At 59.4% G+C, this 21,598-nt stretch carries 18 protein-coding genes; 9 read left to right on the forward strand and 9 right to left on the reverse strand.

Annotation, left to right across the window (positions count from 1 at the left end; genetic code table 11):
• The first annotated feature begins 275 nt into the window (after positions 1–275).
• From MMG91_RS26460 to MMG91_RS26490, 7 genes are all read left to right on the forward strand, one after another.
• Positions 276–1,934 (forward strand): Na/Pi cotransporter family protein, encoded by a 1,659-nt coding sequence (locus MMG91_RS26460; protein WP_310661192.1) that lies wholly within the window; start codon positions 276–278, stop codon positions 1,932–1,934.
• Positions 1,935–1,990: 56 nt separating this feature from the next.
• Positions 1,991–3,367, forward strand: coding sequence for an insulinase family protein (locus tag MMG91_RS26465; RefSeq protein ID WP_310661193.1), 1,377 nt, complete (start codon positions 1,991–1,993; stop codon positions 3,365–3,367).
• Between the two features lie 147 nt (positions 3,368–3,514).
• Positions 3,515–4,543, forward strand: a complete 1,029-nt coding sequence (locus MMG91_RS26470) for a DUF5924 family protein (protein ID WP_310661194.1) — start codon at positions 3,515–3,517, stop codon at positions 4,541–4,543.
• Positions 4,544–4,597: 54 nt separating this feature from the next.
• Positions 4,598–5,746, forward strand: a complete 1,149-nt coding sequence (locus MMG91_RS26475; protein ID WP_310661195.1) for an ABC transporter permease — start codon at positions 4,598–4,600, stop codon at positions 5,744–5,746.
• Positions 5,743–6,546, forward strand: a complete 804-nt coding sequence (locus tag MMG91_RS26480; RefSeq protein ID WP_305447634.1) for an ABC transporter ATP-binding protein — start codon at positions 5,743–5,745, stop codon at positions 6,544–6,546. Before MMG91_RS26475 ends, MMG91_RS26480 begins: the two co-directional genes overlap by 4 nt.
• A 1-nt stretch (position 6,547) precedes the next feature.
• Positions 6,548–7,486 (forward strand): MlaD family protein, encoded by a 939-nt coding sequence (locus MMG91_RS26485; protein WP_305504005.1) that lies wholly within the window; start codon positions 6,548–6,550, stop codon positions 7,484–7,486.
• The gene (locus MMG91_RS26490; protein WP_310661196.1) at positions 7,483–8,109 is read left to right on the forward strand and encodes an ABC-type transport auxiliary lipoprotein family protein; all 627 of its coding nucleotides are present in this window, start codon (positions 7,483–7,485) and stop codon (positions 8,107–8,109) included. The genes MMG91_RS26485 and MMG91_RS26490 overlap by 4 nt, the downstream gene beginning before the upstream one ends.
• A gap of 55 nt (positions 8,110–8,164) precedes the next feature.
• Here MMG91_RS26490 and MMG91_RS26495 read toward each other — a convergent pair whose 3' ends face one another.
• The 5 genes from MMG91_RS26495 to MMG91_RS26515 form a co-directional block, all read right to left on the reverse strand.
• The gene (locus MMG91_RS26495) at positions 8,165–9,394 is read right to left on the reverse strand and encodes a nucleoside recognition domain-containing protein (protein ID WP_310661197.1); all 1,230 of its coding nucleotides are present in this window, start codon (positions 9,392–9,394) and stop codon (positions 8,165–8,167) included.
• Positions 9,395–9,523: 129 nt separating this feature from the next.
• A complete protein-coding gene (gene gltP, locus MMG91_RS26500) occupies positions 9,524–10,855 on the reverse strand; it encodes a glutamate/aspartate:proton symporter GltP (RefSeq protein WP_310661198.1) in 1,332 nt (443 codons plus the stop codon).
• Between the two features lie 681 nt (positions 10,856–11,536).
• The gene (locus MMG91_RS26505) at positions 11,537–12,001 is read right to left on the reverse strand and encodes an inhibitor of vertebrate lysozyme family protein (RefSeq protein ID WP_310661199.1); all 465 of its coding nucleotides are present in this window, start codon (positions 11,999–12,001) and stop codon (positions 11,537–11,539) included.
• 2 nt (positions 12,002–12,003) lie between these two features.
• Positions 12,004–12,168 (reverse strand): DUF1328 domain-containing protein, encoded by a 165-nt coding sequence (locus MMG91_RS26510; protein ID WP_003177151.1) that lies wholly within the window; start codon positions 12,166–12,168, stop codon positions 12,004–12,006.
• Positions 12,169–12,249: 81 nt separating this feature from the next.
• Complete coding sequence (locus MMG91_RS26515) at positions 12,250–12,531, reverse strand: hypothetical protein (RefSeq protein ID WP_310661200.1); 282 nt, start codon at positions 12,529–12,531, stop codon at positions 12,250–12,252.
• Positions 12,532–12,965: 434 nt separating this feature from the next.
• Here MMG91_RS26515 and algB point away from each other — a divergent pair, with 434 nt between their 5' ends.
• Entirely contained in the window at positions 12,966–14,312 is a 1,347-nt protein-coding gene (gene algB, locus MMG91_RS26520; protein ID WP_305504007.1) for a sigma-54-dependent response regulator transcription factor AlgB, read from the forward strand.
• Positions 14,313–14,322: 10 nt separating this feature from the next.
• Positions 14,323–16,113, forward strand: coding sequence for an ATP-binding protein (locus MMG91_RS26525; protein WP_310661201.1), 1,791 nt, complete (start codon positions 14,323–14,325; stop codon positions 16,111–16,113).
• 12 nt (positions 16,114–16,125) lie between these two features.
• Here MMG91_RS26525 and MMG91_RS26530 read toward each other — a convergent pair whose 3' ends face one another.
• The 4 genes from MMG91_RS26530 to MMG91_RS26545 form a co-directional block, all read right to left on the reverse strand.
• Positions 16,126–17,742 (reverse strand): EAL domain-containing protein, encoded by a 1,617-nt coding sequence (locus tag MMG91_RS26530; RefSeq protein WP_305447642.1) that lies wholly within the window; start codon positions 17,740–17,742, stop codon positions 16,126–16,128.
• A 73-nt stretch (positions 17,743–17,815) separates the two neighbouring features.
• Positions 17,816–18,595 carry an N-acetylmuramoyl-L-alanine amidase gene (locus MMG91_RS26535; RefSeq protein ID WP_305449888.1) on the reverse strand — a complete coding sequence of 260 codons (780 nt, stop codon included), beginning with the start codon at positions 18,593–18,595 and terminating at the stop codon, positions 17,816–17,818.
• 102 nt (positions 18,596–18,697) lie between these two features.
• The gene (locus MMG91_RS26540) at positions 18,698–20,737 is read right to left on the reverse strand and encodes a diguanylate cyclase (protein ID WP_310661202.1); all 2,040 of its coding nucleotides are present in this window, start codon (positions 20,735–20,737) and stop codon (positions 18,698–18,700) included.
• Entirely contained in the window at positions 20,738–21,598 is an 861-nt protein-coding gene (locus tag MMG91_RS26545) for an endonuclease/exonuclease/phosphatase family protein (RefSeq protein WP_305424432.1), read from the reverse strand.

The following is a 21,598-nucleotide window of genomic DNA, read 5'->3' on the forward strand; positions in this document are numbered from 1 at the left end:
GCATAGACGCCTCGGCGTGGGCGAGTCCATTCAATTACAGGCAGGTTCGCTCCCACATTTGTTTGCTCAACGAGCTGGTATTTGTGACTACCTGGACGCCCCCTTTCTCTGCTCTACAGCAAGCTGTTTTCATGACAGTTTTGTTTCAATCATTTCTTTAGCTATGCGATGCTGGCGTCCAGACCGTTAGCCAACTACAGCTTAAGTACAGAACGTAGAAGAACGCGGCACCGTCAACTTGCCCCACTGGGGCGCTACCACCACAGGGGGCCTGCATGCTCACCCTGCTCAATTTGTTATCGGCCGTGGCCTTGTTGATCTGGGGCACGCATATCGTCCGAACCGGCATCCTGCGGGTTTATGGTTCCAACCTGCGCCACGTCATCGCCCATAACATGTCCAGACGCTGGCTGGCGTTTCTCGCCGGGATCATGGTGACCGCCATGGTTCAGAGCAGCAATGCCACCGCCATGCTCGTCACCTCGTTTGTCGGTCAGGGCCTGATGGCGCTGACGCCAGCCTTGGCAACCATGCTCGGTGCCGACGTGGGTACCGCCCTGATGGCGCGGGTACTGACCCTCGACTTGTCGTGGCTGTCGCCGTTGCTGATTTTTCTTGGGGTGATTTTCTTTCTGTCGCGCAAGCAAACCCGGGTCGGGCAGATGGGGCGGGTCAGCATCGGGCTGGGGCTGATCATTCTGGCGCTACAGCTGATCGTCGAAGCGGCCGCGCCGATCACTCAGGCGCAAGGGGTGAAGGTCATCTTCGCCTCTTTGACCGGCGACATTCTGCTCGATGCCTTGGTCGGCGCGCTGTTCGCGATGGTTTCCTACTCCAGCCTGGCCGCCGTTTTGCTGACCGCGACTCTCGCCGGTGCCAGCGTGATCAGTCTGCCAGTGGCCATCGGCCTGGTGATCGGCGCCAACATCGGCAGCGGCATTCTCGCCTTCCTCAGCACCAGCATGCAGAACGCGGCCGGCCGTCAGGTGGCGCTCGGCAGCCTGTTGTACAAACTGATTGGCCTGCTGCTGATCATTCCGGTCCTCGACCCGTTGGTGCACTGGATCGACAGCTTCAACTTCAGTGCTCAGGAAATGGTCATCGGCTTTCACCTGCTCTACAACACCGCGCGCTGCCTGATCCTGTTGCCCAGCGTCGAGCTGATGGCCAGGCTCTGTGCGTGGTTGCTACCGGAGCGGCCGGACATCAATGGCACGGCCAAACCGCGGCATCTTGACCCGACAGCCTTGGTCACACCCAGTCTGGCACTGGCCAATGCCGCCCGGGAAACCCTGCGCATCGGCGATCTGGTCGACAGCATGCTCGAAGCCATGCTCGACGTGCTGCGTGGCAAACAGACCGCCGTTACCCAGGAAATTCGTCGCCTGACCGATGATGTCGAAGCGCTCTACAGCGCCATCAAACTCTATCTGGCGCAAATGCCCCGCGAAGACCTCAGCGAGCAGGACAGCCGGCGCTGGGCGGAAACCATTGAGCTGGCGATCAACCTGAAACTCTCCAGCGACCTGATCGAACGCATGCTGCGCAAGGTTCAGCAGCAGAAAACCTCGCAACGCCGGTCTTTTTCCGAGGTGGGCCTGGAGGAGTTGGCGGGGCTGCACAGTCAGCTGATTGCCAACCTGCGTCTGGGGTTGTCGGTGTTCCTCAGTGCCGACCCGGAAAGTGCTCGCCAGTTACTGCGTGAGAAACGTCGCTTTCGCGCACAGGAACGCCGCCTGGCCCATGCTCATGTCAGCCGTTTAAACCGTAAGATCGTACAAAGTATCGAGACCAGTTCGCTGCACCTGGAACTGATTGCCGACATGAGACGCTTGAATTCGCTGTTCTGCAGCAGCGCTTATGCGGTGTTGGGCACTTCGGATACTGGCGCTCTGGCGGTCGACGATATGACTGACATCACGCATTCACCCTGAACGTCCACAGTTGCCTGAAGTCTGTTGAACTTACGCTGGCCGTACGGAAACTTGTTATGCGTTGTCTGCTGTTCGCTTGTCTGTTGCTCGGTTCACTGCCTTCATTTGCCCTGGATCGCTTTCAGGTCGAGGGCTACACCTTGCGCAACGGCCTGCAATTGGTCCTCAAACCGGGTACTGAGCGCGGGCATGTGGCGATCCGGTTGGTGGTTGGCGTGGGCCTGGATGATTTCAGCTGCGCCGACAAGGAACTCCCGCATCTGCTCGAACACTTGCTGTTCAGCGGCATCGACGCCACCGGCGAAGGCGGTCTGGAAGAGCGCATGCAGGCATTGGGCGGTGAGTGGAATGCCTATACCAGTAATGCCGACACGACCTTCGTCATCGAAGCCCCGGCGAAAAACCAGCGCAAGGTCCTCGACCTGTTGTTGGCGCTGCTGACCCAGACCCGTATCGACGACAATGCGATCAACGTCGCCAAGCAAGTGGTCGAGCGCGAAGACGGTGGCCATTACTCGCACCTGCAGCGCTGGCTGGATCGCCAGGACCTGGGCCATACCGCGAGTAATCAGTTGGCGGTGGAGCTGGGCCTCAAATGCCCCGAGCGCGCGCAAGTCGATCACCTGACCCGCGAGCAATTGGAGAAGGTGCGCGAGGACTGGTACGCGCCCAATAACATGACCCTGATCGTGGTCGGCGATCTCGACCGCCTGCTGCCGGCCTATCTGGAACGGGCCTATGGCGCACTCGAAGCGGTTGAGCCTAGCGCTCACCTGCCGCTGCCAGACATTCAGGCCAGCGCGGCCCACGAGCGCAATTTGAGTAACGGTTTCGTCGGTGGCGGTGCCAAGTTGCACTGGCTGGTGCCGGAACCGGTGCTGGAAGATCAGCACGACGAAACCTTCGACCTGCTCAAGGACTATCTCGATTGGGCGCTCTATCGCCAATTGCGCCTGGCCCATGGGCTGTCCTATGGTCCCTCGGCTGAGCGCGAGGTATTTGGCGGGGTGGGCTTCATGAGCCTGAACGCCGACCTTGATCGCGACGACGTGCTGGCAGCGGAACAGGTGCTGGATGAGCTTAAAGCCGATCTGCTCAAGAACGGTCTCGACGCCGCCACCTTCGCCCGTCTCAAGCAAGCCGCCATCGCTCGCCAGGCCTGGGCCGTGCAAGGTAACAGCGCCCTGGCGGACTATTACTGGAGCGCCCTCGGCGACTACGAGGACGGCCATTTCGTCAACCCGGCCAAGGCACTGCAAGACGTGACACTGGCCGAGGCGAACAAGGCAATGCGTGAGTTGCTGCTGCAGCCGGGGTATCTGCGGATCGAGAAGCCGCTGATGAGTTATGACCAGGTGATGTGGGCGATTGTCGGGGGATTTGGCTTGATGGTGCTTGGATTGCTGAGCTGGCGCTTCCATCGCAGAAAGTAAGCGTTCCCTGTGGCAAGCCTCGCTCCCACAGAATTTTCGTCGCTCAAATTTCTTAACTTACCGGCATTGGGGCAAGCCCCCTCGTCACAGGACCTCTCGGGCGGTACCCTGTCGAGGATTTTTCCCACGACTATTGTGAATCGCCGAATGCCGAATCTGACCCTGTACGTACAGCGCATCCTCGAATTGATGAAGCGCTATCCCGGGGTCATTGCGCTTGGCGGTTTCATCTCCGGGGTCGGCAGTTTCATGCTGGTGGATCGCCAACAAGGTCTGGCGACGTGGATCACCACCATCATGCTGATCAGTTGGGTCTGGCTGATGCTGGAAAACAGCCTCACCAAGCTGTTTGCCAGGGTATTCAAGCGCGAAATACCCCAGCCCCTGCTGCGTTATGCGACGCAGATGATCCATCAGGAAAGCCTGTTCTTCGTCCTGCCGTTCTTTTTAATCACCACCACCTGGAACAGCGGTCAGTTGTTCTTCACGGGATTACTGAGCATGGCGGCGCTGATTTCGATCATCGACCCGCTCTACTACAAATGGCTGGCACCGCGCCGCTGGGCGTTCCTGGCGCTGCACACCCTGACCCTGTTCGCGGCCCTGCTGACCGCCCTGCCCGTCATCCTGCACCTGACCACCGCCCAGAGTTTCAAGCTGGCGTTGGGCATTGCCATGGTGCTGTCGTTCCCGAGCCTGGCCTCGATCTTCCCGATTCGCACCGTGCGCAATGCGTTGGCGATCCTCAGCATCACTGTCGGCATCGGCGCCGCCGGTTGGGTTCTGCGCTCCTGGGTTCCGCCGGCGACCCTGTGGATGACCGATGTGGCGATCAGCACCCAAATGCAGGATCGAACCCCCGGCAAGAGCCTGGAAGAAGTCAGCGCCGAGCAGATTCGCGGCGGTGGGCTGTACGCGTACACCGCAATCAACGCTCCGCGGGGGCTGGCCGAGCGGATCTACCACGTCTGGATATTCAACGGTAAAGAGGTCGACCGTATTCCTCTGGACATCCACGGCGGGCGCAAGGAAGGCTACCGCGCCTGGACCCACAAGCAGAACTTCCCCGGTAACCCCGCGGGCAAATGGCAGGTTCGGGTGCTCACTGAAGACGGCCAACTGATCGGCGTTCTGCGCTTCAAGGTCCTGGACAGCACACCCGTCAAAGAAAAGTAACGCGGTTCGTGCTATTAGTCAGATCTGCGTAATAGCCGAACAAGCACGGAGCTTATGACTAGCAGCACATTGCCCGGCAGTGCCCAACTGGACACCTCCCACAGCCCTGCCCTGTTGCGGGTCACGGGTGACTGGACACTCGCCCATTACGCCGATCTCAGCCGCCTGAGCGAAAAGCTGCGTGGCCAATACGACAACGACACCCACATCGATCTCAATGGCCTCGGCGCGCTCGATACGGCGGGTGCGTCATTGTTGGTGGAGTTGCTGGGGGCCGAGCGTCTGGGCAAATCTGCCGAACACCCCGAGTGCACCCTTTCTTCCGCTGATCGCGCCTTGTTGCAGACGGTGTACTGCTCGCTGACCGATTTCTGCGTGCCGATCAAAGAGCCGGAAATCAGCGTCGGCATTCAACTGCTGACCCGCATCGGCCGTGCGGTCGACGCAATCTGGCAGGACACGCTGCAACTGTTGGGTTTCATCGGCCTGATCCTGGAGACCATCGCTCGCGGGCTGTTTCGGCCCAAGCGCTGGCGTATTACCCCGATGGTCGCGCACATCGAACAGACCGGCCTCGACGCCGCCCCCATCGTCGCCCTGCTGACCTTTCTGGTGGGGGCTGTGGTGGCATTTCTCGGGGCGACGGTGTTGGCGAGTTTCGGCGCGAGTATTTTCACCGTGGACCTGGTGGCGTTCTCTTTTCTGCGGGAGTTCGGCGTGTTGCTCACGGCGATCCTGATGGCGGGCCGTACTGCCAGTGCGTTCACCGCGCAGATCGGTTCGATGAAGGCCAACGAAGAAATCGACGCGATCCGCACCCTCGGCCTCGACCCGATGGAGTTGCTGGTAGTACCCCGCGTCCTGGCGTTGCTGGTGGCGCTGCCGATGCTGACCTTTCTGGCGATGGTGTCAGGGATTGTCGGCGGTGGCGTAGTCTGTGCGCTGTCGCTGGATATCTCGCCGGCGATGTTCCTGTCACTGCTGCAATCGGACATCGGCGTTCAGCACTTTCTGGTGGGGATCGTCAAAGCGCCGATATTTGCGTTCCTGATTGCCGCCATCGGCTGCCTCGAGGGCTTCAAGGTCAGCGGCAGCGCCGAGTCTGTCGGCGCGCACACCACGTCCAGTGTGGTGCAGTCGATTTTCGTGGTGATTGTGCTCGATGCTGTGGCTGCGTTGTTTTTCATGGAGATGGACTGGTGAGTCGTTTACCCCGAGCGCCTTCAGAGGCGGTGATTGAAGTCCGCGGTCTGTGCAATCGCTTCGGCCGCCAGAGCGTGCACGAGAACCTCGACCTGGACTTGTACAAGGGCGAGATTCTGGCGGTGGTCGGCGGTTCCGGCAGCGGCAAATCGGTGCTGCTGCGCAGCATTGTCGGCCTGCGTCAGCCCAGCGAAGGGCTGGTGAAGGTCTTCGGCAAGAACTTGCCGAGTCTGTCGGAACACGAGCGCTCGCTGGTCGAACGGCGGTTTGGTGTGTTGTTCCAGAAAGGTGCCTTGTTCTCTTCGCTCACCGTGACCGAGAACGTCGCCCTGCCCCTGATTGAACACGCCGGCCTGAGCCGTGCCGACGCCGAGCACCTGGCGGCGGTGAAACTGGCGTTGGCCGGGCTGCCGTTGTCGGCGGCCGACAAATACCCGGCTTCGCTGTCCGGTGGCATGATCAAGCGCGCGGCCCTGGCCCGAGCACTGGCGCTGGACCCGGACATCCTGTTTTTGGACGAGCCCACCGCCGGCCTCGATCCGATTGGCGCCGCAGGCTTCGATCAACTGATCCTGACCCTGCGCGATGCCTTGGGCCTGAGTGTGTTTCTGGTGACCCACGACCTCGACACGCTCTACACCATCACCGACCGGGTGGCAGTGCTGGCGCAGAAGAAAGTGCTGGTGGCGGACGCCATCGACAAAGTGTCGGAAACCGATGATGCGTGGATTCACGAATACTTCCATGGCCCTCGCGGCCGCGCGGCCATGACGGCCGCTAACCAGCTCAACGAGGTCTGACATGGAAACCCGAGCCCATCACGTATTGATCGGCCTGTTCACCGTCATAGTGGTGGCAGGCGCCCTGCTCTTCGGTCTGTGGCTGGCCAAGTCCAGCGTCGATACCGAATTCAAGGATTACGAAATCGTCTTCAACGAGGCGGTCAGCGGCCTGTCCAAGGGCAGCGCCGTGCAGTACAGCGGGATCAAGGTCGGCGACGTGGTAACGCTGCGCCTGGACCCGAACGATCCGCGCCGGGTGTTGGCGCGGATTCGCTTGGGCGGAGACACTCCGATCAAAGAAGACACCCAGGCCAAACTGGCGCTGACCGGGATCACCGGGACCTCGATCATCCAGCTCAGCGGCGGCACGCCGCAAAGTCCGACGCTCAAGGGCAAGGATGGTAATTTGCCGACAATCGTTGCATCGCCCTCGCCCATTGCCCGGTTGATGAATGACAGCAACGATCTGATGGCGGGCGTGAACGTGTTGATGCACAACGCCAATCAGTTGTTTTCCTCGGAGAACGTCGCGAGCATCAGCAAGACCCTGGAGCACTTGGAGCAAACCACCGGCACCATCGCCGACCAGCGCGGCGACATTCGTCAGGCGATGCAGCAACTGGCTTCGGTTGGCAAGCAGGCCAGCGCCACCCTGGAACAGACCACCGCGTTGATGCGCAACGCCAACGGCCTGCTCAACGATCAGGGCAAGCAGATGTTCGGCAGTGCCGAGCAAGCCATGAAGTCCCTGGAACAGAGCAGCGCCACCATCAACACGTTGCTCTCCGCCAATCAGGACTCCCTCAACAGCGGCATGCAGGGCTTCAATGGCCTGGCACCGGCGGTGCGTGAGCTGCGCGATACCTTGAGTTCGTTGCGGACCATTTCCCAGCGACTTGAGGCCAACCCCAGCGGTTACCTGCTGGGCAGTGATAAAAACAAGGAGTTCACGCCATGAAGCTGGCTCATCTCGCCCTCCTCGCCGGTTTTGCATTGGTCGCGTCCTGTTCGATTTTCCCCAAGACCGAGCCGTCCGATGTCTATCGACTGCCGTCGGCACAGAGCAACGCACCGGCCCATCACGGCACGCCGCAGCGCTGGTCGTTGCGGGTGGCCAAGCCTCAGGCCAGCGAAGCCTTGAACAACCCGAAAATCGCCGTCATCCCTCAGGGTGACCTGATCAGCAGCTACAAGGCTTCACGCTGGAGCGACCCGGCACCGGTGCTGTTGCGCAATCGTCTGCTCGATGGTTTCCAGCGTGACGGTCGTGTGCCGTTGCTCAGCACCGATGACAGTAATTTCCAGGCGGACCTGGAACTGGGCGGCAACCTGCAAGCATTCCAGACCGAGTACCAGGGCACGGTGGCGAGTGTGGTCGTGCGCATGGATGCGTTGCTGGTGCGTGGGTATGACCAGCGAATCTTCGCCAGCCGGCGCTTTGAAGTGCGTCAGCCGTTGAGCGATGTGAAGGTGCCGGCGGTGGTGACCGGTTTTGGCCTGGCCAGCGACCAATTGACGGCGCAAGTGGTGGCCTGGACGGTGGAGCAAGGTCAGAAGGTTGCGCCGCCGCTGAGGCCTTGAAGACCTACACACATCAATGTGGGGGCGAGCAGGCTCGCTCCCACAGGGTTCTCGGTTAGCCGAAGAACCAGTAACAAACCCCGATCGCGCCAAGAACACCCGCCAACTCCGCCAGCAACGCACACCCCACCGCATGCCGTGCACGCTGAATGCCCACCGCGCCGAAGTACACCGCCAACACATAGAAGGTCGTTTCGGTACTGCCCTGGAGCGTCGCCGCCACCAGTGCCGGGAAGCTGTCGACCCCGGATGTCTTCATGGTTTCGATCAGCATTGCCCGTGCGGCGCTGCCGGAGAAGGGTTTGACCATGGCCGTCGGCAGCGCATCGACGAAGCGCGTGTCCCAACCGGCCCACTCCACCAGATGCCGAATCCCGTCCAGACCGAAATCCAGCGCCCCGGATGCTCGCAGCACGCCTACGGCACACAGCATCGCCACCAGATACGGCAGCAGGTTCTTGGCCACCTCGAAGCCTTCTTTCGCGCCTTCAATGAACGCCTCGTAGACCTTCACTTTGCGTAATGCGCCGATCACCAGAAACAGCATGATCAGCCCGAACAGCGTCAGGTTGCCGAGGATCGATGACAGGCTCGCCAGAGCGGTCGCCGAGAGCGTCGCCAGCAGCGCCATGAAGGCGCCGAGGGCCAGGGCACCGGGAATCAGGTAGGCGAGCACCACCGGGTCCCACAGGCGCAGACGCTGCATGAACGCCACCGACAACAGGCCAACCAGGGTCGAGCAACTGGTCGCGAGCAGAATCGGCAGGAACACCAGGGTCGGATCGGGCGCGCCTTGCTGGGCGCGGTACATGAAGATCGTCACCGGCAGCAGGGTCAGGGAGGAGGCGTTGAGCACCAGAAAGAGGATCTGCGCGTTGCTGGCGATGGTGTCGCTGGGGTTGATGTCTTGCAACGCACGCATGGCCTTGAGGCCGATCGGCGTGGCGGCGTTGTCCAGGCCCAGGCCATTGGCGGCGAAGTTGAGGGTGATCAGACCGATGGCCGGATGCCCGGGCGGCACTTCCGGCATCAGGCGCAGGAACAGCGGGCCCAGCGCCTTGGCCAGCCATTCGACGATTCCTGCCTTTTCCGCGATCCGCAGAAACCCCAGCCAGAGGGTGAGGGTGCCGAACAGCAGGATCATGACCTCGACCGACAATTTAGCCATGGCGAAAATGCTCTCCACCATCGCCGCAAAGATCCCGGCGTTACCGCCGATCAGCCATTGCGCCAGCGCCGAAACGGCCGCCACGATGAAGAAGCCAAGCCACAGGCCATTAAGCATCAGTCAAATCCCCCGGAAGATGCGGCGAATGATAGCGGGGTAGCCAGAAACGACAAACCCCGGATTTCTCCGGGGTTTGTTTGAGGCCCTTTGTGGGAGCGGGCTTGCCTGCTCCCACAGGGTTTCGTATCAGTTACTGGAAATCTCGCCAACCGGCAATTTTTCCTTGCTGCGCCAGTGCGGCAGGGAGTTCCAGTAGCGCTCGCCCTTGGCGTCGTCGTACATACCTTCCCAACGTGCGATGACCAGCACGGCCAAGGCATTACCAATCACGTTCAGCGCGGTACGGGCCATGTCCATGATGCGGTCGACACCGGCGATGAACGCTAAGCCTTCCAGCGGAATACCAACGCTGCCCAAAGTGGCCAGCAGTACCACGAAGGACACACCCGGTACGCCGGCGATGCCTTTGGAGGTGACCATCAGCGTCAGCACCAGCAGCAACTGTTGGCTGATCGACAGGTCGATGCCGTAGAGCTGGGCAATGAAGATCGCCGCGATGCTCTGGTACAGGGTCGAACCGTCGAGGTTGAACGAGTAGCCGGTCGGTACCACGAAACTGCAAATGGCTTTCGGCGCGCCATAGGCTTCCATCTTCTCGATCACGCGCGGCAGCACGGTTTCGGAACTGGCGGTGGAGTAAGCCAGGACCAGCTCATCCTTGAAGATGCGCATCAGCTTGATCACCGAGAAGCCGAACAGGCGAGCGATCAGGCCCAGCACCACAAAGGCGAAGAAGGCGATGGCGAAGTAAACCAGAACGACCAATTTGGCCAGCGGCAGCAGAGAGGCGAAGCCGAAGTTGGCCACGGTCACCGCGATCAATGCGAACACGCCGATCGGGGCGTAGTTCATGATCATGTGGGTGACCTTGAACATGCTTTCCGATACGCCCTGGAACATCTTCACCAGCGGCTCGCGCAGGTCCGATTGCAGGCTCGACAGACCGAGACCGAACAACACAGAGAAGAAGATGATCGGCAGCATCTCGCCGCGGGCCATGGCCGCGAAGATGTTGGACGGGATCAGGTTGAGAATGGTCTGGATGAACGCATGTTCATGCTGGACCTCGGCGGCAGTGGCCTGGTACTTGGAAATATCCACCGTACCCAGGGTGCTCATGTCGATGCCGGTGCCCGGATGGACCACGTTGGCCAACACCAGACCGACCAGAATGGCGATGGTGGTGACGATCTCGAAGTAAATGATGGTCTTCAGACCGATGCGACCGAGTTTCTTCGCGTCGCCCACGCCGGCAATGCCGACGATCAGCGAGGAGATCACGATCGGGATCACGATCATCTTGATCAGACGGATAAAGATATCGCCTGCCGGTTGCAGCACGTTGCTGATCCACCAGGCTTTTTCGGCACTGAAATGGTTGAGCAGTGCACCAATTGCTATCCCCAGAACCAGACCGATGAGGATCTGCCAGGCGAGGCTAAGCTTTGCCTTCTTCATATCTTTACCCTTACTTGCGTTTGACTCAGGCTGATGCATGAACTGAAACGCTCAATGGCGAATACGTCTTGCATTGCCCCCGTATAAGGTCCCCGCGAGCGAGCATTTACAGCTCTCAGGCAGCGAAAAAGGCGCAACTATTCCGATGCGGGGAAGCGCCGTCTAATGCCGTAAACGCCTACCCTATGCCGAATCGGCATGAGATTTTCCAACTGAAACCCACGTCCCAAGCGGTTCGAATACGACATTTACGCGGGCATAAGTGCCGTGAACCGGCCATTTCAGCGCAGGTCGATGTTTTTTAAATAGGCGTAAATTTGGGAAAAGGACTACGTTTGGCGGCGAATTATCTTCTAGATAAGGTCGGAGCTTTCTCGATATACGGTCACGAAGAAACACCGCGAAACGGTTTTGCGGAGAATATGCAGCAAGAACAGATGAGCAGAGTGCTCTAGATCAACGTTTTGCACGCTGAAGCTCTCCGCAAGTCCGTCGAGCCGCCCTGGCCCCGGCGAACTTGCGTCGCAGCTTTACCTGACCTGGCCCTTGCGCAGGTACTCCCTGTACCCGTAGGTCACTCCGACCCTGAAGCAGTCAGAACGTCCCGACCCCTTGGTCATGCGTCTACCGTCCTCGGGTAGCGCAGTGGAAAGAAGCGCTGTTGCCTCTTTCATTCGAAACTCAGTACCAATTCGGATCTTTCTTCAGTTGCTCCATCAACAACTTCTGCATGCCGTCGTCCGCCTTGCCGAGGAAGCGGTAATCGGCATGTCGCGTGGGCGACTTGTCGGCCGGCAGGCCCGCTGGCACTTCGACCAGCATGGCGTAGGCATCCTTTTTGTCGAAGCTGAATGCCACGATCAAGCGTTTGTTCAGACATGTCTGCCGGGTTTCGCAGAGCGGTCCGACCACATACTTGTCGCCATCCTCTTCGACGGCATTCATTTGCTCGGCATCGCCGGACAGGTTCATCACCCATTCCGGCAGGCGTTCTTCTTTCTTCACAACGCCTTGCCAGGTTTCCCGGTACTGCGGGTCTGCAGTGAGCAACTCATTGGCCCGCATCTGGCCATCATTGGCCGCCATTGCCATGGCACTGCCGCCCAGAAGCAGGGCGGCTGCCACTGTCTTTAACGAAATGCTCATGTTCAGCCTCGACCACGGCGGCCAAAGAAGAAGGAAGCAATGAACATCACCAGGAATACGACAAAGAGAATCTTGGCGATACCCGTGGCGGTGCCCGCGATACCACCGAAGCCCAATACTGCAGCGATGATGGCAATGATCAAGAATGTGATTGCCCAGCTCAACATGGTGATACTCCTTACGCTTCTATTTGAAGGTGTTGCTTGTGGTGCTTTTCCCGGCGCGTTGAGCGCGCCAAGTTCGTTTGCTTAAAACACCCAACGCTCCTGAGGTGTCTCGTCCACAGGCTGGGCCTGGTCGACGTCCATCATTCGCATCGAGTCGCTGTCAGCCTGGTTGCTGACGGCGCTGAAGTGGGTTTGGGGGGGAGGTGGAATCGACAGGTGCGGCGTCTCTGGCTGCTGGCTCTGCTCCCAACGCAAGAACTGCTGGCCGCCAATAAAGGTGATCAACAATGCCAGCAGGGCGAACAAGCCTTGCTGAATATGCAATGGCGAAATACGCAATTGGGCGGCACCTTGGCGAGTCATCCTGAAGTCCTCCCACTGTGGGTAGTTGGCGGGCACTGATTTATTAAATGCCCTGATTACTCAGACACTTGCAGCCTGCATGCCACCTTTTTGTCGGGTTTAATACGATTGAAATCAATGAGTTAACTGATATGTGAAAATCGGTTTGGACGCATCCTGCACGATGGCCCATTCAAGGCCGTGCGTAATGCACGATGAATTCGCCGAAACTTTCAATATTTTTGGAATTGAACGAAGGGCGCGGATGTCAGAAAGGGACGCAGGCAATCGCCGAAGAACGGTTCATTAATAAAAAATTAAATAAATCAGTGAGTTATCTTGTGGCGAAGTAGATAGCTCCGCTGATATGGCTGAAATCGGCCACAATCAATCATGCAAGTTGCCCGATTTTTTCGGGCATAACCAAAATTCAACAATTAAAGGAGCGTAGGAACATGGAATCAGCCACTGAGCATCAAGGCCGCATTCTTCTGGTGGACGACGAGTCCGCCATCCTCCGAACCTTTCGCTATTGCCTCGAAGACGAAGGCTATAGCGTGGCCACCGCGACCAGCGCTGCTCAGGCCGAAGCCTTGTTGCAGCGCCAGGTTTTCGATTTGTGCTTCCTCGATTTGCGCCTGGGTGAAGACAATGGGCTCGATGTATTGGCCCAGATGCGCATCCAGGCACCGTGGATGCGGGTGGTGATCGTCACTGCTCACTCGGCCGTGGACACTGCCGTGGATGCGATTCAGGCCGGTGCCGCCGACTATCTGGTCAAGCCTTGCAGCCCCGACCAGTTGCGTCTGGCCACTGCCAAACAGCTGGAAGTACGGCAACTCTCGGCGCGACTGGAAGCCCTCGAAGGCGAAGTGCGCAAACCCAAGGAGGGGCTGGACTCCCACAGTCCGGCCATGAAAGTGGTGCTCGAAACCGCGCGCCAGGTCGCCAGCACCGACGCCAATATCCTGCTTCTCGGCGAATCCGGCACCGGTAAAGGTGAGCTGTCACGGGCGATTCACGGCTGGAGTAAACGCCAGAAGAAATCCTGCGTCACCATCAATTGCCCATCCCTGACTGCCGAATTAATGGACAGCGAGCTTTTCGGCCACAGCCGTGGCGCATTTACCGGTGCCAGCGAAAGCACCTTGGGTCGTGTCAATCAGGCCGACGGCGGGACGTTGTTTCTCGACGAGATCGGCGACTTTCCTTTGACCTTGCAGCCCAAATTGCTGCGTTTCATTCAGGACAAGGAATACGAACGCGTGGGCGACCCGGTGACCCGTCGCGCCGACGTGCGAATCCTCGCAGCCACTAACCTCAACCTGGAAGACATGGTTCGCGAGGGCCGTTTTCGTGAGGACTTGCTCTATCGCCTGAACGTCATCACGTTGCACCTGCCGCCGCTTCGTGAGCGCAGGGAAGATATTCTGAACCTGGCTGACCGTTTCCTGGCGCGCTTCGTCAAGGAGTACTCGCGTCCGGCCCGCTGTTTCAGCGACGAGGCCCGCGAAGCGCTGCTGAGCTACCGCTGGCCGGGCAACATTCGCGAGCTGCGCAACGTGGTGGAGCGCGCGAGCATCATTTGTCCGCAGGAGCGGGTAGAACTCAGCCACTTGGGCATGGCCGAGACCCCGACCAACCACACGCCACGCATTGGTGCTGCGCTGAGCCTGGATGAACTGGAAAAAGCTCACATTGGCGCGGTTCTCGCCACGGCCGACACCCTGGATCAGGCGGCCAAGACCCTGGGTATCGATGCCTCGACCCTGTACCGCAAACGCAAGCAGTACAACCTGTGAGTCGTAACTGATGAAACTGGCGATGACGTTGCGCACCCGGCTGTTTCTGAGTATTTCCGCGCTGATCACCGTGGCGCTGCTTGGGCTTTTGCTCGGACTGGTCAGCGTGATGCAGATGGCAGGGACTCAGGAAGCCTTGATCCGTGACAACTTCGTCAGGCTGGATCTGGGCTTGAAGCTGCGTCAGACCCTGGGTGATCAACTGATCATCGTGCTTGACGAAAACTCTGACCCTGCGGCGTTCGAGGCATCCAGGCAACACGCCCTTGAATTGCTTGACGAAGGCATTGCTCGCGAGCTGTCCAGCGAGGATACCCAGTATGGTTTCAAAAAGGCCAAGGCTGATTATCAGAACTTGTTGCAGGCCTTTGATCTTTCCCGCGCTCCGGTACAGGTAGTCAATGATACCGAGGGTCTCACGGAAAAATTCAACGCGTTGCGTAACGGTTTGATCTCTGAACAGAAGCGCGCACTGGAAAACATCACTGAGATCGAACGCAAGGCCCGGGAGCGGGCACTGTTGATTGCCGGCCTGCTTGGGTTGGTCGGGGTGGCGGTGTTGTTTATCGGGTTCATTACCGCCCATGCGATCGCCCGGCGGTTCGGGGCACCGATCGAGGCCTTGGCCGCGGCGGCCGACAACATCGGCCAGGGTAATTTCGAAGTGACCCTGCCGATTTCCTCCGCGGTGGAAATGAACCAACTGACCCGCCGTTTCGGCATCATGGCCGAGGCACTGCGTGAGCACCAAGCTACCAATATCGACGAGCTGCTCGCCGGTCAGCAACGTTTGCAAGCGGTGCTCGACAGCATCGACGACGGTTTGCTGATCATTGATCGCCAAGGTCATCTCGAGCACCTCAATCCCGTGGCTCAGCGCCAATTAGGCTGGGATACCGAGCGTCTCGGCCAAGGTCTGGGCACGGCGCTTGAGCGTCCCGAGCTGGATGAACAACTGCAACTGGTATTGCGCGGCGGCACGCTGGAACGCGCGCCGGACGACTTGAGCATCGAGGTTGATGGGGAGTCGCGATTGCTGACGTATAGCCTGACGCCGGTCAGCCATACCCAGGGCCATATTCTCGGCGCTGTGATGGTGTTGCATGACGTCACCGAACAGCGCGCCTTCGAACGGGTACGCAGCGAGTTCGTCTTGCGCGCCTCCCATGAGTTGCGCACACCGGTTACCGGGATGCACATGGCATTCGGCCTGTTCCGCGAGCGGACGCATTTTGCCGAAGACTCCCGCGAAGCCGACCTGTTGGACACTGTCAACGAAGAAATGCAGCGCTTGATGCAGTTGATCAACGACCTGCTGAATTTCTCTCGCTATCAAAACGGCTTGCAAAAACTCACCTTGGCACCGTGCTCCATCGAAGACTTGCTGGATCAGGCACAGACACGTTTTGCCAGCTCGGCGCAGGAGAAGGGGATTGAGCTGCTGGTGGAAGTGCAGGGACCGTTGCCGCGTCTGCAAGCTGATCAGGCGCAACTGGAAAGGGTGCTCGACAACTTGATCGACAATGCCTTGCGTCATACCTCCCACGACGGACTGATCCGTTTGCAGGCCCGGCGCCATGGTGAGCGGATGATTATCAGCGTCGAGGACAACGGCGAAGGCATTGCCTACGGCCAGCAAGGACGGATCTTCGAGCCCTTTGTTCAGGTCGGCCGCAAAAAGGGCGGTGCCGGCCTGGGTCTGGCGCTGTGCAAGGAAATCGTGCAGCTGCATGGCGGGCGGATGGGTGTTTACTCGCGGCCGGGGCAGGGGACGCAGTTCTACATGGCGCTGGCGATATAAACCGGAACCTTCTCAGGCTTCGTCATCCAGACGTCGTGTGCTCAATCGACGGCCACGGGTAATCAGTTCGATGAACTGCACGGCGCTCAGTGCGTGGGCGAACAGCCAGCCCTGACCGAACTTCACCCCTTCGCTGCTCAGAAACACCGCTTGGGCTTCGTGTTCGATACCTTCCGCAATCACTTTGAGTTGCAGAGCCTGAGCCATGCGAATGATGTGCGGTGCCACGCCGCTGCTGGCGGCATCATGGCCCAGCGCGTCGATAAACGCCTTGTCGATTTTCAAGCAGTCCACCGGTAAGGTTTGCAGGTAGGCGAGGCTGCAATAGCCGGTGCCAAAGTCGTCGATCAGCACCTGATGCCCTACATCCCGCAGGGCTTGCAGGTTTTCTCTGGCCACCACCACATCCACCAATCCGCGCTCGGTCACTTCAAAGGCAATCTGCCTGGCCGCCACTCGGTGCACGCTCAGCAGGCGCGCCATCACCTGACCGATACGCGGCACCATGACATCGCAGGCCGCCAGGTTGACCGAGATGTACAGCTGCGGGTTGGACCGCAACAGTTGCCCGAGCTGTTCAAGCAGGCGTTGTAATACGAAGTCGGTCATCTGGCGGATCTGGCCGGTATTCTCCGCCATCGGAATGAACAGGTCGGGACTGGTCAGCGTGCCGTCCGGCCTTCGCCAGCGCAGCAGGGCTTCGGCACCGACGCAGTTGCGGCTGTCGAGGTCGAAGATCGGTTGATACAACACCTGTAACTCGCCTCGCCGCATGGCGCCTTGCAGTTCGGCATCCAGCGATTGACGCTGGCGTACCAGCAAAAACACCAGAATGCCGACACAGGCACTCAGCGCCAGGCTGGCCGGCAGTAGCCACCACCATACCGCCGGTACATGCATTCCAGTGCGTGGGGTGATCAGTACCAGTTGGTATTCGGGGGTGTTAGTGGGCATTCGGTAAATCAGGCGGGTATGGGTGACTTGCAGCGCATTGGGGCTTTTCGGGGGCCAGGGTTCCGCGGGGGGCCAGGCCTGCGCGACACCGAGTACCGGAATCGCCCGGGTGCCGTGGTCGAGCACCACCAACAGGCTGCTCCCCGGAGACAGATCGACCATGTCGGTCAAATGCCCGCGGGACGTCGCCACCCGGAAATTGCCACGCCCAAGCATCAGTGCGGCGCGGTTCTCATCGGGTTCGGTGGTGGTGTTGAGCCAATAGCTGTAGGTGGGGCCCTTGATGTCCGGCGGTCGGATCAGCGACACCCCTTCCTGGCGGGGGCGGTTGGAGCAGATTCGCGAAGTGTCCATATAAGCGGCTTCATAAACGAAGCGGTAATTGAAGCTGACCTGCTGCAGGGTGGCGATCATGTCATCATCGCAACCTCGCAGCGGCTGGGCTTCCAGGTCATCGAGGCTTTCGCGCAGCTGTCCGAACAGTTGCTCCAGGCGGGCGAGGAAGCGCTCACCTTGGGCATTCATTTCCTGGCTCTCGTTATGCTCGACCTGATGCATCGCCACGAACAAACTGCCGACCGTCAGAAGCGTTGCGCTCAAGGCAGTAGCCAGCATCGCCAAAAACCAAGGGCGATAGAACCAGCTATGCAGTCTCTCCCGAGCAGCAGGCATCATGGAATATCCGAAGAATTACCAATGAGTTATAGCTGCTGATTTGGAAAAAGCGCTGACCGTCGGGCGGGCGTCATTATTTTGTCTGATTCAACACCTGAAGAATCGCCGCGGTTTGTGCGTCCGGTGTACCGTCGAAACGGGAAGGGCGAAAATGCAGCTGAAAGGCTGCCAGCACATTACGTGTCTCTACATCCAGTTCGCCGGTTTGCGGCGTGGCGTAGCCCAGGCGGGCAAGCTGCCCCTGAAACCAACTGATGCTGGGTAATTGCACCGCGAACTGGGCTTGCTGGCGCGCCACGGCCTGCTCGTCCGGCCAGATCCCCAGGCCTTCGGCAGCCAGGCGCTTCCAGGGAAACAGCGGGCCGGGGTCAAGTTTGCGCATCGGTGCGATGTCGCTATGGCCAATGATATGGCGAGGGCTGATGCCTTGACGCTTGCTGATGTCTTTGAGCAGAAAGATCATCGACTGAATCTGGGCTTCGCTGTAGGGATACCAAAGACGCCCGTTCGGGGTGTCCTCAAAGCCCTGATTGACGATCTCGATGCCAATGGAACTGGAGTTCAACCAGGTCCGGCCTTGCCATTCGCTTTCGCCAGCGTGCCAGGCCCGGAAATTTTCATCCATTAGCTTATATATAGTGGCGCGCTTGTCGTCGCTAATCAGGTAGTGGCTGCTGACCTCGCCATGGGTCAGCAATTGCAGCGAGGTCTCCAGGGATGCGGAGGTGTAATGCATCACCACGAACTGAATGCGACTGTCGTGATTGGCTGAAACGTGGCTGGTATCGATTCGGGGGCCACTGGCACAACCGGCTAATAGAAGCAGGGACGCAATAAGAACGAGACATTTCATGGCAAGGGCAATACACGCGAGACAATAATGCAACAGTGTAACGTATTGCCTTGCGGCGCTGACGGCAAAATGCTCCTTTAAACAAAATGGAACAATTGGCTATCAGCCCAGTTCTACTCGATTTCGTCCGGTATTTTTCGCCCGATATAGCGCCTGATCAGCTCTTTTAAGCACAAGATCGCTATGTTCGCCCGGTCTGAAGGCAGTCAGCCCCATGGAAATAGTGATGGTGACTCGCTCACCCTTGAAGTGAAACGGGCAGGCTTCGATCGATGCGCGCAATGTTTCCAGTAGTTTCGCGCCAGCCATCGGTAGTGTGGCTGGCATCAGCAGCACGAATTCCTCGCCGCCAAACCTGGCAATGAAGTCTGTTCCGCGCAGACGCTTGCGCAGCACGTTGGCGATGATTTTCAGCACCTTGTCGCCCGCCAGATGGCCATAGTTGTCATTGATGCGTTTGAAATGGTCGAGGTCAAGCATTGCCAGCAACAGGGTATTGCCATGTTGTTTCCATTGACCGATTTCGTGCTCCAGGCGTTCGCTCCAGGCTGCTCGATTCGGCAGGCCGGTCAAGGGATCGATCAAGGCCTTCTGGCGCTGCTCTTCGAGATGCTCGCGGTAGCCCAGGGCTTCCTGCTCCATGTGAGCAACCCTTTCGGCCAGGCTTTGCAGGCGGGCGGCTACTTCCTTCTCACGTTCGTCGCGTTGCTTCTGGTGCTGATCCATCGTACCGAGCAGGCCTTCGAGATGGTTTTCCAGCATATGCTTGAGATCATCAAGGTCCGCTGCCTCCTGCATGCTGCTTTGCAAGCCGTCGACTTGTTCGCGAATCTGCGTGTCCATCGCGCGCGCGGCAGAGCTGTTGTCGGCGTGGCCTTCGCTGGCGGCCTGCAGATTGCTCTGAAATGACTCGAGGCGTTCGTTGAGGTGCTGTAGATACGCTTCGAATTCGTGCTGGCCGCTGTCGGTAATGGCCAGCATCAAGGTTGCCAGATCATCGAGGATGGGCAGCAGTTCATACCAGTTCAAGCCGTTTTGGAGGCGATGGCGCATTGTTTCGGCTTGCGGTCGATGACGCTCGGGCAGCGTCAGGTCGTCGAGAAGGCCCAGAAGGGTATCTTCGATGTGCTTGGCCACAGAGCTGTAGGACGGTTCAGGCGAGTCCGGCAGGGCATACAGAATGTCGTGTTCAGGCAGTTGCGGATCGACGGCTGCCGGGATCAGTTCGTCTGGGTTGATTGCCGGCGGAGCCTGAGTGGCGGGTATGGCGAACGATGGAGCCGGCTCTTGCAGTTGTTCAATGTTCGACGGGATGTGTAGCTCTGGGGTGTGGCCACTCGTCGTTTCTGGCTCCAGCACGGGCGGTTCGAATGCCACGATTTCAGCTGCGGTGACCGTTGCTGAAGTGGGTGCCGGAATTTCCACTGGCTCAGGAGACGCAATAGCAGGCAGGGTGGCTTCAACGGTTGGCATCACCCCTTGGGGGTCGTCCGCCACTGGCGCGAGATTGACTGTTGCGTGTGGGCGCGCGGCCAGCGGTACTGCAACCGGTTCGACGGGTTTCGGGGCAGGTATTGGCAATTCAGGGGCGGCGATCTTTGGCGCGATTTCATCCGCTTCCCGGTTACCGAACAGGCGCTGCAGCAAACCCGGGCGACCGGGCTCTACCGGGTTCTCCAACAGGCTCAAGGCTTTGCCTTGCAAGCCGCTCAGCTCGCTGAGCAGCAACGGGATTTCACGGGCCTGGCCTACGCGTCCGTCCAGCTGCTTGGCGAAATTTTTCAGCGGCCGGCTCACTTCCCGGGGCAAAGGCAGTGCTTGCAACTGAGAGACCAGTGCCGTCAGGGCGGCACTGACTTGATCGACCCGGGTTTCCCTGCGTTGCTCAGAGTCGAGCACGGCTTTTTCCAGGCGTGGCAGCAAGGCAGCCAGGCCGGCGTCCATGTCATCGGTGCGCACGACTTCGCGCATTTCCTTCATGCATTGATCAACGGCGCGATCAGTACCTTCTGCGGCCAGGGTGCTGCGCACCAACCCACGACGCAGCAGATCAAGCCGGGCGTCCCATCGACGTTCCAGTTTTTCTTGTTGTTCGATGCTTTTGAGGTATTTCTCTTTCCAGCGCTGTACTTCGTCGCTCATTCAGGCAGGACTCAACGCGGGCAATGCATCAGCCGTGAGCGAACCCGGCAGACGAATCTCTACCGCGACCGGCAGGTGATCGGAAATGGGATGTGCCAGCACTTCGACCTTTTCAAGGGTCAGGGTGGGGCTGAGCAGAATATGGTCCAGGCAGCGCTGTGGGCGCCAGCTGGGAAAGGTCGCTTCCAGTTGCGGCGCGAGCAGGCCTAAATCACGCAACGGGGAGTTTTGCAGCAAGTCACTGGCATGGGTATTCATATCGCCCATCAGCACCTGGTGTTTATAGCCGCCGATCAACTCGCGGATGTAAGCCAGTTGCATGCTCCGGGCGCGAGCGCCCAGCGCCAGGTGCATCATCACCACCACGAGTGCCTCCGGACCTTCGCCGAAGCGCACCAGAATGGCCCCGCGACCCTTGGGTCCTGGCAGTGGATGATCTTCGATCGCCCACGGGCGCAGGCGGCTGAGCACGCCATTGCTGTGCTGGCCGAGATGACCGAGATTGCGATTGAGTTGTTGATACCAATAAGGGAAGGCGCCGAGCTGCGCCAGGTGTTCGACCTGATTGACGTAGCCTGATCGCAGGCTGCCGCCATCGGCTTCCTGCAAGGCGACCAGATCGAAGTCACCCAGCAGATTACCGATTTTTTGCAGGTTGTCGGCGCGCCCGGTGTGCGGCAGCAGATGCTGCCAGCCGCGGGTCAGATAGTGCCGATAGCGCTCGGTACTGATACCGACCTGGATATTGAAACTGAGCAAACGCAGACGGTTGTCCACGGGCAACCCCGTCGATTCCAGGTGATGCTCGTTGACCCGCGGGTGATGCAGGCCAACGATGCGTTCAGTTCCCCAGCGGCGCAT

This window comes from Pseudomonas sp. JL3 (assembly GCF_031570575.1).
In the GTDB taxonomy this organism is placed as follows: Bacteria; Pseudomonadota; Gammaproteobacteria; order Pseudomonadales; family Pseudomonadaceae; genus Aquipseudomonas; species Aquipseudomonas cucumis.

Excerpts from the sequence above, each read along its gene's own strand:
- MMG91_RS26505 (WP_310661199.1), bottom strand. The coding sequence starts at position 12,001 with ATGAGCATTTCGTTAAAGACAGTGGCAGCCGCCCTGCTTCTGGGCGGC.
- MMG91_RS26465 (WP_310661193.1), top strand. The coding sequence starts at position 1,991 with ATGCGTTGTCTGCTGTTCGCTTGTCTGTTGCTCGGTTCACTGCCTTCA.
- MMG91_RS26530 (WP_305447642.1), bottom strand. The coding sequence starts at position 17,742 with ATGATGCCTGCTGCTCGGGAGAGACTGCATAGCTGGTTCTATCGCCCT.
- gltP (WP_310661198.1), bottom strand. The coding sequence starts at position 10,855 with ATGAAGAAGGCAAAGCTTAGCCTCGCCTGGCAGATCCTCATCGGTCTG.
- MMG91_RS26485 (WP_305504005.1), top strand. The coding sequence starts at position 6,548 with ATGGAAACCCGAGCCCATCACGTATTGATCGGCCTGTTCACCGTCATA.
- MMG91_RS26540 (WP_310661202.1), bottom strand. The coding sequence starts at position 20,737 with ATGAGCGACGAAGTACAGCGCTGGAAAGAGAAATACCTCAAAAGCATC.
- MMG91_RS26460 (WP_310661192.1), top strand. The coding sequence starts at position 276 with ATGCTCACCCTGCTCAATTTGTTATCGGCCGTGGCCTTGTTGATCTGG.
- MMG91_RS26515 (WP_310661200.1), bottom strand. The coding sequence starts at position 12,531 with ATGACTCGCCAAGGTGCCGCCCAATTGCGTATTTCGCCATTGCATATT.
- MMG91_RS26535 (WP_305449888.1), bottom strand. The coding sequence starts at position 18,595 with ATGAAATGTCTCGTTCTTATTGCGTCCCTGCTTCTATTAGCCGGTTGT.
- MMG91_RS26495 (WP_310661197.1), bottom strand. The coding sequence starts at position 9,394 with ATGCTTAATGGCCTGTGGCTTGGCTTCTTCATCGTGGCGGCCGTTTCG.
- MMG91_RS26545 (WP_305424432.1), bottom strand. The coding sequence starts at position 21,598 with ATGCGCCGCTGGGGAACTGAACGCATCGTTGGCCTGCATCACCCGCGG.
- algB (WP_305504007.1), top strand. The coding sequence starts at position 12,966 with ATGGAATCAGCCACTGAGCATCAAGGCCGCATTCTTCTGGTGGACGAC.
- MMG91_RS26475 (WP_310661195.1), top strand. The coding sequence starts at position 4,598 with ATGACTAGCAGCACATTGCCCGGCAGTGCCCAACTGGACACCTCCCAC.
- MMG91_RS26490 (WP_310661196.1), top strand. The coding sequence starts at position 7,483 with ATGAAGCTGGCTCATCTCGCCCTCCTCGCCGGTTTTGCATTGGTCGCG.
- MMG91_RS26525 (WP_310661201.1), top strand. The coding sequence starts at position 14,323 with ATGAAACTGGCGATGACGTTGCGCACCCGGCTGTTTCTGAGTATTTCC.
- MMG91_RS26510 (WP_003177151.1), bottom strand. The coding sequence starts at position 12,168 with ATGTTGAGCTGGGCAATCACATTCTTGATCATTGCCATCATCGCTGCA.
- MMG91_RS26470 (WP_310661194.1), top strand. The coding sequence starts at position 3,515 with ATGCCGAATCTGACCCTGTACGTACAGCGCATCCTCGAATTGATGAAG.